General features: G+C 31.3%; 15 protein-coding genes. 13 read left to right on the plus strand and 2 right to left on the minus strand.

The window, feature by feature from the left end; all coding sequences use genetic code 11:
• Positions 1-26: 26 nt before the first annotated feature.
• Positions 27-1,259: an HD-GYP domain-containing protein gene (locus CLFE_RS05405; protein WP_077892527.1), complete on the minus strand. Its 1,233-nt coding sequence runs from the start codon at positions 1,257-1,259 to the stop codon at positions 27-29.
• A 317-nt stretch (positions 1,260-1,576) separates the two neighbouring features.
• Between CLFE_RS05405 and CLFE_RS05410 the strand changes: the two genes are divergently transcribed.
• The 5 genes from CLFE_RS05410 (at position 1,577) to CLFE_RS05430 (ending at position 7,570) form a co-directional block, all read left to right on the plus strand.
• Positions 1,577-2,497 (plus strand): metal ABC transporter substrate-binding protein, encoded by a 921-nt coding sequence (locus tag CLFE_RS05410; protein WP_077892528.1) that lies wholly within the window; start codon positions 1,577-1,579, stop codon positions 2,495-2,497.
• Positions 2,498-2,659: 162 nt separating this feature from the next.
• Positions 2,660-3,943 (plus strand): GntP family permease, encoded by a 1,284-nt coding sequence (locus CLFE_RS05415; protein WP_077834218.1) that lies wholly within the window; start codon positions 2,660-2,662, stop codon positions 3,941-3,943.
• Positions 3,944-3,966: 23 nt separating this feature from the next.
• Positions 3,967-5,109 carry a glycerate kinase family protein gene (locus CLFE_RS05420; RefSeq protein ID WP_077892529.1) on the plus strand — a complete coding sequence of 381 codons (1,143 nt, stop codon included), beginning with the start codon at positions 3,967-3,969 and terminating at the stop codon, positions 5,107-5,109.
• Positions 5,110-5,272: 163 nt separating this feature from the next.
• Complete coding sequence (locus CLFE_RS05425) at positions 5,273-6,307, plus strand: CdaR family transcriptional regulator (RefSeq protein WP_077892530.1); 1,035 nt, start codon at positions 5,273-5,275, stop codon at positions 6,305-6,307.
• Between the two features lie 78 nt (positions 6,308-6,385).
• The gene (locus CLFE_RS05430) at positions 6,386-7,570 is read left to right on the plus strand and encodes a pyridoxal phosphate-dependent aminotransferase (protein ID WP_077892531.1); all 1,185 of its coding nucleotides are present in this window, start codon (positions 6,386-6,388) and stop codon (positions 7,568-7,570) included.
• Positions 7,571-7,601: 31 nt separating this feature from the next.
• Here the strand turns inward: CLFE_RS05430 and CLFE_RS05435 are convergent, their stop codons facing one another.
• Positions 7,602-8,297 carry a Bax inhibitor-1/YccA family protein gene (locus CLFE_RS05435; protein WP_077834222.1) on the minus strand — a complete coding sequence of 232 codons (696 nt, stop codon included), beginning with the start codon at positions 8,295-8,297 and terminating at the stop codon, positions 7,602-7,604.
• A gap of 214 nt (positions 8,298-8,511) precedes the next feature.
• Here CLFE_RS05435 and CLFE_RS05440 point away from each other — a divergent pair, with 214 nt between their 5' ends.
• The 8 genes from CLFE_RS05440 to CLFE_RS05475 all read left to right on the plus strand — a co-directional run bounded on the left by CLFE_RS05440 (position 8,512) and on the right by CLFE_RS05475 (position 15,453).
• Entirely contained in the window at positions 8,512-8,784 is a 273-nt protein-coding gene (locus CLFE_RS05440) for an acylphosphatase (protein ID WP_077892532.1), read from the plus strand.
• Between the two features lie 228 nt (positions 8,785-9,012).
• Positions 9,013-9,396, plus strand: coding sequence for a (deoxy)nucleoside triphosphate pyrophosphohydrolase (locus CLFE_RS05445; RefSeq protein ID WP_077892533.1), 384 nt, complete (start codon positions 9,013-9,015; stop codon positions 9,394-9,396).
• A 19-nt stretch (positions 9,397-9,415) separates the two neighbouring features.
• Positions 9,416-10,024, plus strand: coding sequence for a class I SAM-dependent DNA methyltransferase (locus CLFE_RS05450; RefSeq protein WP_077892534.1), 609 nt, complete (start codon positions 9,416-9,418; stop codon positions 10,022-10,024).
• Between the two features lie 298 nt (positions 10,025-10,322).
• On the plus strand, positions 10,323-10,922 hold the full coding sequence (locus CLFE_RS05455) for a TetR/AcrR family transcriptional regulator (protein WP_169850878.1): 600 nt from the start codon (positions 10,323-10,325) through the stop codon (positions 10,920-10,922).
• Complete coding sequence (locus CLFE_RS05460; RefSeq protein WP_077892536.1) at positions 10,903-11,694, plus strand: flavodoxin family protein; 792 nt, start codon at positions 10,903-10,905, stop codon at positions 11,692-11,694. Before CLFE_RS05455 ends, CLFE_RS05460 begins: the two co-directional genes overlap by 20 nt.
• Before the next feature lie 64 nt (positions 11,695-11,758).
• Positions 11,759-12,205, plus strand: a complete 447-nt coding sequence (locus CLFE_RS05465; protein ID WP_077892537.1) for a YaiI/YqxD family protein — start codon at positions 11,759-11,761, stop codon at positions 12,203-12,205.
• A 279-nt stretch (positions 12,206-12,484) separates the two neighbouring features.
• A complete protein-coding gene (locus CLFE_RS24430; protein WP_077892538.1) occupies positions 12,485-13,948 on the plus strand; it encodes a hypothetical protein in 1,464 nt (487 codons plus the stop codon).
• 68 nt (positions 13,949-14,016) lie between these two features.
• Complete coding sequence (locus tag CLFE_RS05475; RefSeq protein ID WP_077892539.1) at positions 14,017-15,453, plus strand: hypothetical protein; 1,437 nt, start codon at positions 14,017-14,019, stop codon at positions 15,451-15,453.
• Positions 15,454-15,550: the final 97 nt, after the last annotated feature.

The raw sequence follows: 15,550 nt of genomic DNA on the forward strand, positions 1-15,550 counted from the left end.
AGCCCTATGTTATATATTATTACCTATTAATTTGCTTTTAAAGCACCAGCTAATTGTGCTACAGCCTTTTTACATATAGAACCATGTTCTGCCATATCGTTTAGTATTTTAAAAGCTTTATCATGACTCATACCTTTTCTGTAAGGTCTATCCTCAGTTAAAGCTTGATATATATCGCATACTCCCATTATTCTAGATTCTTCTGGCAATTCATTAGCGGATAGATGTCTTGGGTAACCAGTTCCATCTAATTTTTCGTGATGAGAAGAAGCCCATTCGCTAATATCATTTATATTGTCAATACTATCTAAAATTATTTTTGTATAGTATACATGAGATTTTATAATTGAAAACTCGTCATCTGTAAGAGAACCATTTTTATCTAAAATAGTTGTAGGGATAGCCAGTTTTCCTATGTCATGAAGAAGTCCTGCGATTTTCATTTTAAGACACTTTTCATCTGAATATCTAAGATATTTTGAAACCCTAAAAGCAAGATTAGATATACTCCTTGAGTGTCTAGCAGTAAAGCTACTCTTACTATCAATTACATCAGATATCATTACAGCGAAGCTTTCAAATTGTTGTAAATCTAATTTATCCGTTATATTAGGTGATATGGTATCTAGTATGGAATCAAGAAAGGATATGTTTTCCATATCAAACCAAAATATTTCTTTTTGGGCAACAGAGAAAAAGGCTTTTGAAACATCCTTGTCAAATAAAGGATTTGATTCCATTAAGTTTATTATTCCCTTATGCTGCTTAAAAGCAGGTACATTTTCATCATAAATTGTTTCAACCATATCAGCTAAATGAATAATTTTACTTTCAATAGGTATTTCAGTGCTTTTTAATTTAAAAGGACCAGTACCATTAGAGTTTTCATGATGATAATGTATTATAGGGGATACGCTGTTGAAAATAGGAAGATTTTCAGTTATTAAGGCCCCGTCAACACAATGTCTTCTTATAAAAGCACTAGAAGTGTGGCTTTCATTGAGTGAATTAACCGCCCCAATATCATGCAGAAGAGATGCTATGTATAAGTTTTTCATAGAATCATCAGTTAAATTAAGCATCTTAGCTAATTTCAAAGCAATATAAGTGGTGCGTTTTGAGTGATTATAAAATTTGTGATTTGAAAAGTTCACATTTGAAATATTTTTTCTACAATGTGGATTTTCAGAAGAACTAATTTCAGCTAAATCAAGTGCTAAAGATACAGATCTTATTATTTTTTCAAAGCTTATACGCATAGTTAACCTCCAACCAATAAGTCTATAGTTAATTACTAAAATTATAACATTGTGGCTTCTAAAATATCACTGATTAACAGGTTCCACTCTAGGATATTTTAAAATTAAGAATATATTAGTACTTTCACAACTTGTATACTAATAGTTATCGTATGAAAAAAAAATAAAAACAGTACTATTTTATATAAAAATATTTATAGAGTTGAGATTAAATTTAGTTATAGGTATAATAAATAAAGAAGTAAATGCGATATTATATATACAGAAATTTTAAGTTTAATAGTTACAGTTTTTTAATTTACAATAGAGGTGAAAATATGAAAAAATTCCTTTGTTTAATCATAAATGTAGTTTTGATAGCTTCACTTATGGGTTGCACCAATACCGGAAAGACAAATATTAAAGTTCCAACAAAAAAGGTGGATGGAAAAGTGTCTGTTGTTAGTCTCGACATAATGACCACAAATAAATTTCTCTATAATGTTATTAAAGACATTTCTGGTAATAGACATAATGTTCAATTTATGTTTAAAAATGATGTGGATGTAAAACAATTTGAATATACAACAGATAGTATAAATAACGTATCGAAATACAATATTTTTATGTATTTAGGTGCAGATTTTGAACCTTGGGCTTCAGATTTTATAGGTAAGCTTGATAAAAATAGTGTGGCTACAGTGGATATGTCTAGAGGAACTAAAATTTTGGATTTGGACAACAAAGTTCAGTATGGAAATATATCGGTAACAAAGAATTCATACTATTGGACAGATTTAAGTAATTACAAAACAATGCTTGTTAACATAAAGAATTCATTAGAAGAAAAAGATGCTAAAAGTAGAGATTTCTATGAAAAGAATTTTGCTACATACATAAAAAAAGTAAATGACTGTGAAAAAGACTTTAAAGCTATAAATGATAAGTTAAAGGAATACACCTTTGTAACGGAAGATTCAAGCTTTGATTACTTTTTTAGTTATGCAGGCTTAGATAGTGTTAAGGTATCAGCAGACGATCTTACAAAGCCAGATACATCAAAAAATCTTCAAGACAAACTAAAAGATAAAAAGAAAATCTGTTATATATATAGTGATGATAAAAATCCACAAATGTATAATGGGACAATACAAAAATATAATATGAAAACTCTTAAATTTATAACTTACGATGAAAATTCAGATTATATAAATACAATTAAAGAAAATATGAAGGCTATGAAAGAACTTATAAAATAAAAAAATATAAATGTTAGTGTGTATTATATATAACGCTAACATTTTTTGTGCAAATGAACAAAAAAAATCATTAAATAGACAATAGAAAGAGGATAGTAAATATATTATGATTAATACTGTTATACAACAAAAGAAAACGTTACCGTAAGAGGAGGAACTCATATGTACATTATTCATTGGGGTGGAGCAATAGTTGGTCTATTAATTGCAGTAATATTTATACTAAAAAAAATCAATCCTGTATACTCACTTTTTATAGGAGCAATTGTGGGAGCACTTGTAGGGGGAGCAAGTCTATCGCAAACAGTTGACGTTATAATTTCAGGCACAAACAGTGTAATGGGAGCAGTAGTTCGTGTAGTGGCAGCGGGAGTTTTAGCTGGTGTTTTAATTGAATCAGGAGCAGCAGAAAAGATTGCGGAGACTATAGTAGAAAAGCTTGGTGAGAAAAAAGTTCTTTTAGCAATTGCACTAGCTAGTATGATAATTACTGCCGTAGGAGTGTTTATACCAGTTACAGTTATTATAGTTGCACCAATAGCACTTCCAGTAGCCAAACGAGTAGGGATAACAAAGTCATCTATACTTTTAGCTATGATAGGTGGAGGTAAGGCAGGAAATGTAATTTCACCTAATCCAAATACTATCGCAGCTGCAAAGGGTTTCAATGTTGAATTAGCTAGAGTTATGATTGGAGCATTTATTCCTGCTATAATAGGACTTATAATTACATATATAGTTGCAACTTTAATTAGCAAAAGAGGAGAACTTATTAAAGATACAGAAATCAGTAAGGTTATTTCAAATAAAGGAAATATAAGTTTTATAAAAGCAATGGTTGCACCAGTAGTTGCAATAATACTTTTGGCATTAAATCCTATTGGAAGCATATTTCATATAAAAATTTTAACAGAACTTAAAATAGATGCTATGTATATACTTCCAATTGCAGGTTTAGTTGGAATCATTGCAATGGGAAAAATAAATAAAACTATTGAATATACAACAGCTGGTCTTAATAGAATGACAGGCACAGTAATGATATTAATTGGAGCAGGAGCAATTGCAGGAGTTATTTCAAAATCTAATTTAAGCAGTGTGGTTGTTAGTGCGATACATTCTTGTGGAATATCAGGAGTATTTTTAGCGCCAATATCCGGTATACTCATGGCGGCAGCTACAGCATCCACATCAACAGGTTCAATTGTGGCAACAGGAACCTTTGGAAAAGCAATACTTGCCATGGGAGTAGCACCTTTAAGTGCAGCAGTAATGATTAATACAGGTGCAGTTGTTATTGATCACCTTCCTCATGGTAATTTTTTTCATGCATCTGCAGATGCAGTTAAGATGAATATTAAAGAACGTATGAAACTAATGCCATATGAATCTATAGTTGGAGGTTCTATAGCACTGACAGCAGTTATTATTTATGGATTATTATAAAAGGTAGATTAGGAGAATGTCTTATGAAAAATTTTACAGTAGTATTAGCTCCAGATTCTTTTAAGGAGAGTATGACAGCAAAAGAAGTTTGTTCTGCTATGGAAAAGGGTATAAAGAGGGTAAATGATAAAGTGAATTGTATTAGTGTCCCAATGGCAGATGGAGGAGAAGGTACAATGCAATCTCTTGTAGATGCTACAGGAGGAAAAATATATTCAATAGAAGCAGTAGGACCTCTTCTAAACAAAGTTCAAGCACAATATGGAATTTTAGGAAATGGAGAAGTTGGTGTAATTGAGATGGCAAGTGCTAGTGGTATCCATTTAGTGCCACTAGACAAAAGAAACCCGTTGGTTACAACTACATATGGCACAGGAGAACTTATAAAAGCTTGTCTTGATAAGGGCGTAAAAAAAATACTTATAGGCATAGGTGGAAGTGCCACTAATGATGGTGGAGCAGGAGCTATAAAGGCACTTGGTGCTAAATTTTTGGATGAAAAAGGAGAAGATATAGGGCTTGGAGGAGGAAATTTAGATAAACTAAGTAAAATAGATTTATCCCAGCTTGATAGCAGATTAAATAAGGTTGAAATAGAAGTAGCCTGTGACGTAAGCAATCCACTTTGCGGTGAAAATGGAGCCTCTAATATTTTCGGACCTCAAAAGGGTGCCACAAAAGAAATTATTGAAGTTCTAGACAAAAATTTAGAGCATTATGCAAAAATAATAAAGAAGCAGTTAAACAAAGATGTTATGGATGTTTCTGGAGCAGGGGCAGCAGGAGGACTTGGTGCAGGTCTCGTGGCTTTTGTAGATGGTAAGCTTAAACCGGGAATAGAGCTTGTTATCAAGTACTCCCTCTTAGAAGAAAAGCTTAAAAACTGTGATTTTGTTTTAACAGGAGAAGGAAGTATAGATTATCAAACAAAATTTGGAAAGACGCCAATTGGTGTGGCTAAGCTTGCTAAAAAATATAATAAGCCAGTTATTGCGCTAGCAGGAAAAGTTGGAAGTGGGATAGAAGATTTATATGAAGAAGGTATAGATTCAATATTTGGAATAGTAAGAGGAGCGGAAACTCTTGAAAAAGCACTAAAGGATGGAAAAGAGAACATTGAAAAAGCATCTGAAAATGTGATGAGATTAATAAATTTAAGTATATAAACATTTATTTTACTAAATAACTTTATAAAAATGATTAAAATGACTTTAAGTTGAAGGGACATAATTATAGACCCTTCAACTTTTTGTGTGATGCATAAAAATTATTTTGTAGTAGAAATTAAAACATTACTATAGTATATTTATGTAGGAAAAGAGTGAGAAAATGAAGTTATCAAAGGTTATTGCTCAAAATATAGTGGAAGAAATGATGAGTGTAGTTCCATATAATATAAATGTTATGAATGAAGAAGGAGTAATAATAGGAAGTGGAGATTCCAGCCGAATAGGAAATATACATGGAGGAGCAGTTGAGGCAATTAGAAAAAAAGCTTTAAATATAATATATGATGAAAGAAAAGGTGTTAAGCCAGGAGTAAATGAGCCTATAATAATAGATGGAAAAGTAATTGGGGTAATAGGTATAACTGGATATTCAGATGAAGTTAAAAAATTTATAAAGCTCGTTCGTGTAACAGCAGTGCTTTTGATAGAACAAGCAGAAGCAAACGAAAAAAATCAAAGTATAAATCTTAAGCGTGAAAGATTCTATTATGATCTTGTAAATAGAAAAATACCATATGATGAAAAGATTTTAAAAATAGCTGAGGACTGTGGCTTTAATATTTCCAAAAAGCACAGAGCAATATTGGTCTTTATAAGTAATGTTTCAAAAGAAATTTTTCAGCTTCGTAAAAAGTATATTTTTAATTATGAATTAAATACCAATAAAATAGTGTTTTTTATTGCAGATGATTATAAATGCAAGAGTCTGATTAATGAATTGAAATTGTGTAGAGATGTAGAAAAGATAGGAATAGGAGAAAAGGAAGAAATTTTCGCTATATCCCTTGAAAATACCAGAAAGGTAGTAGAAATAGGGGAGAAAATAAAGCCTAATTCGAAAATATATAATTATGGTGAATTAAAGTTTTTTATACATTTGTATCATAAAAATAAGGATCAAGTTACAAATTTAATTTCTAATATAGATAAATCGGAATATAAGCTTGAGCTAATTCAGACAATACAAATTTATGTAGAGGAAAACGGACAAATAAATGATGCAGCTTTAAGACTTAATATTCACAGGAATACTTTAAATTACAGGCTTGAAAGGATAAAAAAGTTAACAGGAAAAGATCCTAAAAACTTTTTTCAACTTTTTGAACTCTTTTGTGGACTTATTTGGAAGGAATAATATATTGTTTTGTTTTTAACTATAAAGATTGATGATATAATAAAATAAGGACTTATATTAGGTTAGGAGGAAATTTATATGGTATCAGAGAAAATGTATGAACTTGGAAGTAAACGCTCTGTTATAAGAGAATTGTTTGAATTCGGAAAAAAAAGAGCTGAAGAAGTAGGAGCAGAAAATGTATATGATTTTAGTATTGGAAACCCTAATGTTCCTGCACCAGAAGCAGTAAAAAAAGCAATACTTGAAATATTAGAAGAAGAAAATCCTGTAGATATTCATAGTTATACAAGTGCGCAAGGAGATTTAAAGGTAAGAAATACTCTTGCAGAAGATATAAATAAGAGGTTTGGTACAAAATTTGATGGAAACAATTTATATATGACAGTAGGTGCAGCTGCATCAATACATATTTGTTTTTCAGCCTTAGCAGATAAGGGAGACGAATTTATTACCTTTGCACCATATTTTCCTGAGTATAGATGTTTTGTAGAAGCTGCTGGTGGAAAGCTTGTAGTAGTTCCTGCAAAAATTCAAGACTTTCAAATAGATTTTGGAGAGTTTGAAAAAAAATTAAATGAAAAAACAAAGGCTGTTATAGTAAATACTCCAAACAACCCTTCGGGAGTAGTTTATACAGAGGAGACTATAATAAAGCTTACAGAAATCCTTAAGGCAAAATCAAAGGAATATAATCACCCAATTTATCTTATTTCTGATGAACCATATCGTGAAATTGCATATGATGTAGAGGTACCATACCTTACAAAATACTATGATAATACTTTTGTATGCTATTCTTACAGTAAATCACTGTCACTTCCAGGAGAAAGAATAGGATACATTGTTGTACCAAGTGAAATGGAAGAAGCTAAGAAAGTGTACGCAGCTGTTTGTGGAGCTGGCAGAGCACTTGGATACGTTTGTGCTCCAAGTTTATTTCAAAAGGTAGTAGCTAAATGTACTGGAGTTACAGCGGATATTGAGATTTACAAAAAGAACAGAGATTTGTTATATGATGGGCTAATAAAATTAGGTTACAAATGCGTAAAGCCAGAAGGAGCATTTTATCTTTTCCCAGAAGCTTTAGAAGAAGATGCATGTGCTTTTTCAGAAAAGGCAAAAAAATATGATTTATTATTAGTTCCAGGGGATGATTTTGGCTGTCCTTCACATGTTCGTATTTCATATTGTGTTACAACGGAGCAAATTTTAAAAGCACTTCCTATTTTCAAGAAACTTAAAGAAGAATATGATAAATAAAAAAATGTTAGCAGTTTTCTGCTAACATTTTTTATCTTTTTCTTCCAAATAATCTTAACATGTAAATAAATAGATTTATAAAATCAAGATATAATGTAAGTGCTCCAAGGATACTTCCCTTTGCAGAAACTTCCATATCATCAGAATAACTTAAAGACACTGCCATTTTCTTAATCCTTTGAGTATCGTAAGCGGTAATAGCTACAAATATGATAACTCCTATAAAGGATACAATTAATGAAAAAGTATTATTAATTATAAAAATATTAACTATAGAAGCAATAATAAGACCTATTAAGCCCATGAGGCATATATTACCTATGCTTGAAAGATCTTTTTTTGTAACATATCCATATAAGGACATAGCTCCGAAGGTTCCTGCAGTTATAAAGAAGATACTTGAAATTGAACCTAAATCATAAGCAAGAAATATCCATGAAAATGTAAAACCATTTACAACAGAGTATACAAAGAATATTGCAGTTGCAACCTGTGAGGACATTTTATTTATACCTCTTGATAAAAAACCAACAAGAAAAACCTCAGCTATAATTAAAACAAAGAAAAGAGATCTGTTTACAAAAATAGCTTCTATCAAGCTTGGTGAAGTTGATACAGCAAGAGCAACTCCAGCAGTAGTTAAAAGGGCTAAAGTCATCCACATATAAACTTGTTGAATAAAACTTCGAACGCCTTGATTTTCGCGAGATAATCTTAAATCTTCCATAAGTAACCTCCTAGTTTATATTTATTTTGACAGTCTACATTTTATCACAATACATAGCATATAGCAAAATTAATTCAAGGCTTTTTTGTATTAAATTAAAAAATGAATTTTGAATACTTCTATTTTATAACATATAAATTACCATTATAATAATATGCAGAAATGATATAATATACACAAAAAGAATAATATATTTTACATAGAGGTGGATTTCATGGAAAGATATTTAGTGAAGGTAAGTGGAAGGGTTCAAGGGGTTGGATTTAGGTACTTTGTGCAGTCTACAGCAGGTCTTAACCAAATAACTGGAACAGTAGAAAACTGTGAGGATGGAACTGTTAGAATAGAAATTCAGGGCGAAGACGATAACATAAACAAATTTTTATATGAAATAAGAAAGGGCAATACCTTTGTGCACATAGATGAGATGGTTACTAAAAAAATAGAAATTATTGACAAAGAAAGGAAGTTTAAGATAAAATATTAATGGTAATATTTAACAAAAACGAGGATATATTTTAATAACTAGCATAAGTATACTAATATAAAGGGCAGAGTTTCAAAAATAAGTTACAGCCCCAAAGTATGACATTACTGTTTTATGCTTTTGGGTTGTACTTTTGTACTTAGAATACCAAAATGGGTAATAAGAAGGTTTATATGTATTATTTTCCTAATAAGTATTATAATATTAATAAGAGAAGGGGTGTATTATATGTTGGACATAGTTGCAGCTATTCTCACAAATGAAAACGATGAAATACTAATAACAAAGATAGCTGAAGGAAAAAACAATGGGGGATGCTTCGAATTTCCAGGTGGAAAAATTGAAAACGGAGAAACCAGAAGAGAAGCACTAGCTAGAGAGGTAAAAGAAGAACTTGATATTGATATTAAAGTTGGAGAATATTTCGGCGAAAGTGTTTATAATGATGGTGGACTTGGAATAAAACTGAATGCATTCAAAGGCAAAATAGTGGGTGGAGATATAAAACTTTCTGTTCATGATGAGTACAAATGGGTTAAAAAAGATGAGTTAAAAGATTTTAAATTTTTACCTGCAGACGAAAAGATTGTTGAGGAACTTATAGCTAACTAAAGGAGAGGCGGTTTTTTGGATGAATTTTGATAAATATGCTAAAGAATGGGATAATGAAGCAAGAATTAATAGGGCAAGCTTAATAGTAGAGGAAATAAAAAAAGCTATACCCTTGGATAAAAGTTATTCTGCCATGGAATTTGGATGCGGCACTGGGCTTATAAGCTTCAACCTTCAAAATGAATTTAAAAGGATTACATTGGTTGATGCATCAGAAGGTATGATAGAAGTTGTTAATTCAAAGATAAATAGATATAAAGTAGACAATATGAAAGCAAAAAAACTGGATATATTTAAAGAGCCTTTAAAAGAAAAATATGATGTTATTTATACATCTATGGTGCTTCATCACATTGAAGATACTAAAAAAGTAGTTAAAATATTTTATGACTATTTAAATGAAGGTGGATATCTGTGTATTGTTGATTTAAACACGGAGGATGGAAGCTTTCATGCAAGTGAAAAAGATTTTCATGGACATAATGGATTTGATCAAGAAGAATTCAAGAAAATTTTAATGAGCACGGGATTTAAGAAAACTGAATCTAAAACGTTTTTTGAGGACAAGAAAAATATGGCGGGGAAAGATATAGAGTACTCCTTATTTATACTTAAAGGTGAAAAATAAACTGTAAAAGATGCTAGCGGGCTTTGGTCTGCTAGTATTTTTATTTAACAGGCTTGTACAATGATAAAAGATTTGGAGACCTAGAAGGAATAGCACAGGCACCCTTGAGTTTTTTTGGACTTGCTATTATTGGAGGAGGAGTTTTATGCAATAACAAATACATATGAAAGAATGAACAAGCTAATCGTAAGTCAGCTTGTTCATTCTTTTTTTATAAAACATCAAAAACACATTGACAAAAATATTCTAAAAGGCATACAATAAAATAAATTGAACGATGTTCAAAAATGGAGGGCATATGAATAAATCAGAGTTTGTAAAAGAAAAAATAATTGAAGCAGCAATAGAACTTATAAAAAGTAGCAGCGGGGAGATTAATGAAATAACTACTCGCAGCATTGCCAAAAAAGCAGAGGTGGGCTTAGGTCTAGTTAATTATCATTTTAAGTCAAAAGATAACTTAATTGAAATTGCTGTTCAAAAAATTATTGAAGGAATAATTAAAAATTTTAAACCAAATATTGAAGAAAAAATAAATCCTATAGACAGGCTAAAAGAGGTTTCTAAAGAAGTAGCGGATTTTTTAATTGAAAACCCGTCAGTTTCTAAAATATCTATAGTGGGAGATATGATGAACCCTAGAGCTTTAGATAACACAATGAAAACAGTTAAAGGCTTTATGTTTTCATTGGAGGATGTAGAGTTTTCAGAAAAGGAAAAAGCACTTTTAAGTTTTATTTTAACCTCGGTACTTCAAAATGCTTTTTTAAGAAAAGAGGTTACAAAAAATAGTTTTGGGTTTAACTTTGATGAAAAGAATAGTAGAGACATTTTTATTGATTTTGTAATAGATAGATTATTTATTGGGAGAGATAAGGATGAAAATATTAATAATTAACGGAGGAATTAGACTAGGAAATACATGGACATTAGCTAAACTAGTAAAAAAAGAACTTAATTTACTTTCGGATGAAATAGAGTATAAGGAAATTCATCTTAAAGATTTAAATTTGCCCTTTTGTCTAGGGTGCAGCTTATGCTTTAGAAAGGGTCATAAACTGTGTCCACATAACAGCATAATTGAAAAATTAATGGAGGCAATAGAAAATAGTGATGGGGTTATTTTTTCAGCACCAACTTATATTATGTCTATGCCAGCTTTGACAAAAAACTTTGTGGATCATTTGTGTTTTATGTTTCACAGACCAAGATACTTCAATAAAAAAGTACTCGTTATATCAACCACAGGAGGAGTTGGAGCTAAAAATGCTGTGAAAACAATGATAGGTTACTTTAAAGGGTGGGGATTCAATAAAGCATATGGACTTTGGATAAGTTCTAATAGCTGGAATAACTATGTAGTAAAGGAAAAACACAAAATAAGAACTAAAGCTGTAGTTGAAAAATTCTATAAAGATGTTGAAAGTAAAAAGCTTCACACCCCAGATTATTCAGTTTTAATACCGTATAATCTTTTCCGTGGAATGAGCTTTGATTATGTAAAAGGAAAGGAATATGAGACAGCTGATGGGGAGTTCTGGCAAAACAGAATAGCCGAGCCTTATGATAAAAGTGTACCATTGCCAATTATAAAAAGAATTTTTGGCAATATATTTTATATGCTAGGTAAAAAACTATCTAAGAGAGTAATAGTAACCTATAAAAAATGAAAATTACCTGTCAAGGTATGCTATAGTAGAGTATGTATTTAAATTTAAAATGGATGTGATATAAATGAAGATTTATGTTGATGCGGATGCCTGTCCAGTAGTTTTTATTGTAGAAAAGGTTGCAAAAGAAATGAAAATTCCAGTTACATTATTATGTGACACAAACCATATACTAAATTCCACCTACAGTGAGATCAAAGTAATTGGAGCAGGAGCGGATGCGGTGGATTTTGCACTAATTAATCTTTGTCATAAAAATGATGTAGTTGTTACTCAAGATTATGGGGTGGCAGCTATGGCACTAGGAAAGGGCGCTTTAGCTATCCATCAATCAGGAAAACTATATGAAAATGATAATATAGATAGAATGCTTATGGAAAGGCACATAGCAAAAAAAGCAAGGAGAGCTTCTTCTAAAAATCATATGAAAGGTCCTAAAAAAAGAACAACTGAGGATGATGAAAGATTTGAAGCTGCTTTCAGAAGATTGCTTTCAAAAAGAAATGAATAAAACTTATAAACAAAACTGCCACTGAGGTTAATAAAATCCCAGTGGCAATTTTGTTTATAAGATAACTGTCACATACAAGGCAATATATTCTTAAGGTTATAACCTATAATATAAATGAGAGAAGTTTTTTTATAGGCTAAGGGCTGTTTAAATGCTATTACAGATAAAACTGTGACTAATTATGTAGGGGGGAGTATAAAATTAATTTGCAAAAAATAGGCATAAATTATAAAATATAAATAATAGGTAATAAAATGTATTACAAGGGGGAATTGTAAAATGAAAAGAAAGCTCATTATAGGAATAATTGCAGCGGTATTTACAACTGTTAATATAGCTTGTTTAAAAAGTAATGTAAAGGCAAATGCACCAGCTAATATGGTTGGAGTAACTTATCAAGGACATGTACAAAACATAGGCTGGCAAGGTGAAGTAAGTAATGGACAAGAGGCAGGAACAGATGGGCAAGCTCTTAGAGTGGAAGCGTTAAAACTAAAATTAAATAATGCGCCAGAGGGAGCCCACATCGAATACCAAACGCATGTACAAAATATAGGTTGGCAAGGTTGGGTACAAGATGGAGCAGAAGCGGGAACAGACGGACAAAGTCTTCGAGTGGAAGCAATACAAATAAAACTTAAGAATATGCCAGGTTACAGTATTGAGTATAGAGCACATGTACAGAATGTAGGATGGCAGGATTGGGTAAGCGATGGTCAAGAAGCAGGAACAGATGGAAAAGCACTTAGAGTAGAGGCACTTGAAATTAGAATAGTTAGGACAAGTGATAATACAACAGTAGGAGTTGCTTATGCTGGTCATGTACAAAATGTTGGCTGGCAGCAAGCTGTTGAAAATGGCCAAGTATCAGGAACAGAAGGACAAGCACTTAGAGTTGAGGCATTAAAGTTAAATTTAAATAATGCACCAGTAGGAGCTCATATAAAATATCAAACTCATGTGCAAAATATAGGCTGGCAAAGTCCAGTAGAGGATGGAATAGAAGCAGGAACAGATGGAAAAAGCCTTAGAGTTGAAGCAGTAAAAATAGCACTAGAAGATATGCCAGGGTACAGCGTTCAATATAGAGCACACGTGGAAAATGTAGGCTGGCAGGATTGGAAAAGTGATGGACAAGAGGCAGGAACAGATGGAAAAGCACTTAGAATAGAGGCTATTGAGGTTAGGATAGTTAAGACAAAAGATAACATTACACCAACACCACAGCCTTTTATAAATGATGACACAGTAATTCCAGACAATCCTACAAAGATGCAACCTGATACTAAAAGTATGAATACGGATTTTACATTATCTGATCAGCTAAATACGGCAATGGGGAAGACAAAGACACCAACTGGAACTATATATGGATATAATAATGGCAAACAGATAAGTGGTGATGTTTTTAATAGTATTGATATAGATGGAAATAAGACAGCAATACAATTAATGACAACTGATGAAATGAAAGCAGATATTGAAAGTGCATACAATGATAATAATGGTGGATTGTATACAGCTAATGGGAATATATATAAGGTAGTTAATGTATACAAAGAATATAGTTCAACAAGTGGCAAAAATTTAGATAGTCTTAAAGCAGCGGCAGAGAAACTTAACACTCAGTTTTTAATCTCAGGTTTTGATTCATCTCAAACCTTTGATAGATTTTATGTAAATACAGACGGTTCAGGAACCTATTGGGTTGACAGAGTTGTAGCATATTTTACTAATAAATAATTTTATAAAAACTTCTCATTATAGGATGAGGAGTTTTTTATTTTGCAAATAATTTTGGAGGCAATAAAATGATAAGAAAAATTAATATGTATGTAAAAGTATTTGCTATAGGTAGTATTTCAATCATTACTTTATTAATTATTGGATTTTATGTTTTTGCTATTGATATAGGAAACTCTTCACCAGAAATAGATCTATACAGAAATGGTTCAATGGCAACACCAACAGATTATCCTATTACAGGAGGAAGTGGAGTTGAGTACAATGGCTTTAGAATAGGAAATACAGTATGGTGCAAAAAAGGTGATGTTCTTGGAGTAACTGTTTGGGGAAAACAGTTTAGATATAATAACGATATGAACAATTCAATACAAACATCATTTTTAAATTTATTTGGTACCATATCACCAAGTGAATTTTCAATAAATCAGCCCTTTGACAGCGAGGCACATACTGGTGAATTTAATACTATAGGTAAAAGTGATGATATTACGCTGGTAAGCTCAAGACGTGGAAGAACAGTGGATACGCAAAATTATCTTCACTATGGAGCTTTATTTTGGCTTCAGTTTAATATGCCAGATAAGACTTATTTAATAAGATCCAACGAAAAAAGCTATAATGGTAGTTGGCTTGCAGATGAAAATGATTTTTCAAAGTGGCCTCAGTCTAATGAAAATATAAAAACAGACGGGACAGCACCAGAAGTGCAGGTTACTTCAGATAATGGGGCTAATACAGATAAGGATATAGATTTAAATATGAAATTTTTTGATAGTGGTTCAGGAATACAGTATTATCAGTATCAAGTAATAAAAGATGGTGCAGTAGTAGATAACAAAACCTTTTATCCACAGTATCATTCAGATATAACCGCTAATTCTTACTTTGTTACAGAGGATGATAAAGCTTTATATAATAATGATAAGGCAACAGGTGGATATGTAGACAGCTATGATCCTGAAAAAACAGCCATTCCTTATGCCATAAATAATATGGAGGGAAGTGTGCAGTTAAATGGAATAGGAAATTACACCTTTGAAGTAACCGTTGTAGATAACTTAGGAAATAAAAATACTGTGACTAAAAACTATGTTATAAATGAAGAGCCCATAACTGTTACGGGAAGTATAACACCTAATCCAGCAAAACAAGGTTCAAGAGTTATTTTAGATATAAATACTACAGGAAATGCAAAGTATCTTTCAATAGCAATGCCTGAAGAAATAACTATAAATGATGAAAGGGGAACAATATTTCCAATAAATAAAGAAATCAAAGAAGAGGAAAAACATGAAGAAAAGCTTGAATATATAATACCTTTAAAGACACCTCAAACTATAAAAAAGGGAACTAGAATTGAAAATCCTTATAAAATAGGAGTTACAGCTAAAAAGGCAGATGGCAAAACTGCAAATTGTGAGCTTAATTTAGATGTGAGTGGTAATGTACTCGAGGGCATAAAAACAGAGATTACAGGTACGGGTTTTGATAAAAATAAATAAATGTATTTGCAAAGCGTAGGAAAAAAATGTAAGATATAATTATGCAGGAATAAAATGTATTTTTAGGGAGGAAATGTATGGTGAAAAAGAAATTATT

The sequence above is a fragment of the Clostridium felsineum DSM 794 genome, assembly GCF_002006355.2.
Classification (GTDB): Bacteria; Bacillota; Clostridia; order Clostridiales; family Clostridiaceae; genus Clostridium_S; species Clostridium_S felsineum.

Bases quoted from the DNA above. Each gene is read 5' to 3' on its own strand.
- CLFE_RS05405 (WP_077892527.1), bottom strand. From the start codon at position 1,259: ATGCGTATAAGCTTTGAAAAAATAATAAGATCTGTATCTTTAGCACTT.
- CLFE_RS05410 (WP_077892528.1), top strand. From the start codon at position 1,577: ATGAAAAAATTCCTTTGTTTAATCATAAATGTAGTTTTGATAGCTTCA.
- CLFE_RS05415 (WP_077834218.1), top strand. From the start codon at position 2,660: ATGTACATTATTCATTGGGGTGGAGCAATAGTTGGTCTATTAATTGCA.
- CLFE_RS05420 (WP_077892529.1), top strand. From the start codon at position 3,967: ATGAAAAATTTTACAGTAGTATTAGCTCCAGATTCTTTTAAGGAGAGT.
- CLFE_RS05425 (WP_077892530.1), top strand. From the start codon at position 5,273: ATGAAGTTATCAAAGGTTATTGCTCAAAATATAGTGGAAGAAATGATG.
- CLFE_RS05430 (WP_077892531.1), top strand. From the start codon at position 6,386: ATGGTATCAGAGAAAATGTATGAACTTGGAAGTAAACGCTCTGTTATA.
- CLFE_RS05435 (WP_077834222.1), bottom strand. From the start codon at position 8,297: ATGGAAGATTTAAGATTATCTCGCGAAAATCAAGGCGTTCGAAGTTTT.
- CLFE_RS05440 (WP_077892532.1), top strand. From the start codon at position 8,512: ATGGAAAGATATTTAGTGAAGGTAAGTGGAAGGGTTCAAGGGGTTGGA.
- CLFE_RS05445 (WP_077892533.1), top strand. From the start codon at position 9,013: ATGTTGGACATAGTTGCAGCTATTCTCACAAATGAAAACGATGAAATA.
- CLFE_RS05450 (WP_077892534.1), top strand. From the start codon at position 9,416: ATGAATTTTGATAAATATGCTAAAGAATGGGATAATGAAGCAAGAATT.
- CLFE_RS05455 (WP_169850878.1), top strand. From the start codon at position 10,323: ATGAATAAATCAGAGTTTGTAAAAGAAAAAATAATTGAAGCAGCAATA.
- CLFE_RS05460 (WP_077892536.1), top strand. From the start codon at position 10,903: ATGAAAATATTAATAATTAACGGAGGAATTAGACTAGGAAATACATGG.
- CLFE_RS05465 (WP_077892537.1), top strand. From the start codon at position 11,759: ATGAAGATTTATGTTGATGCGGATGCCTGTCCAGTAGTTTTTATTGTA.
- CLFE_RS24430 (WP_077892538.1), top strand. From the start codon at position 12,485: ATGAAAAGAAAGCTCATTATAGGAATAATTGCAGCGGTATTTACAACT.
- CLFE_RS05475 (WP_077892539.1), top strand. From the start codon at position 14,017: ATGATAAGAAAAATTAATATGTATGTAAAAGTATTTGCTATAGGTAGT.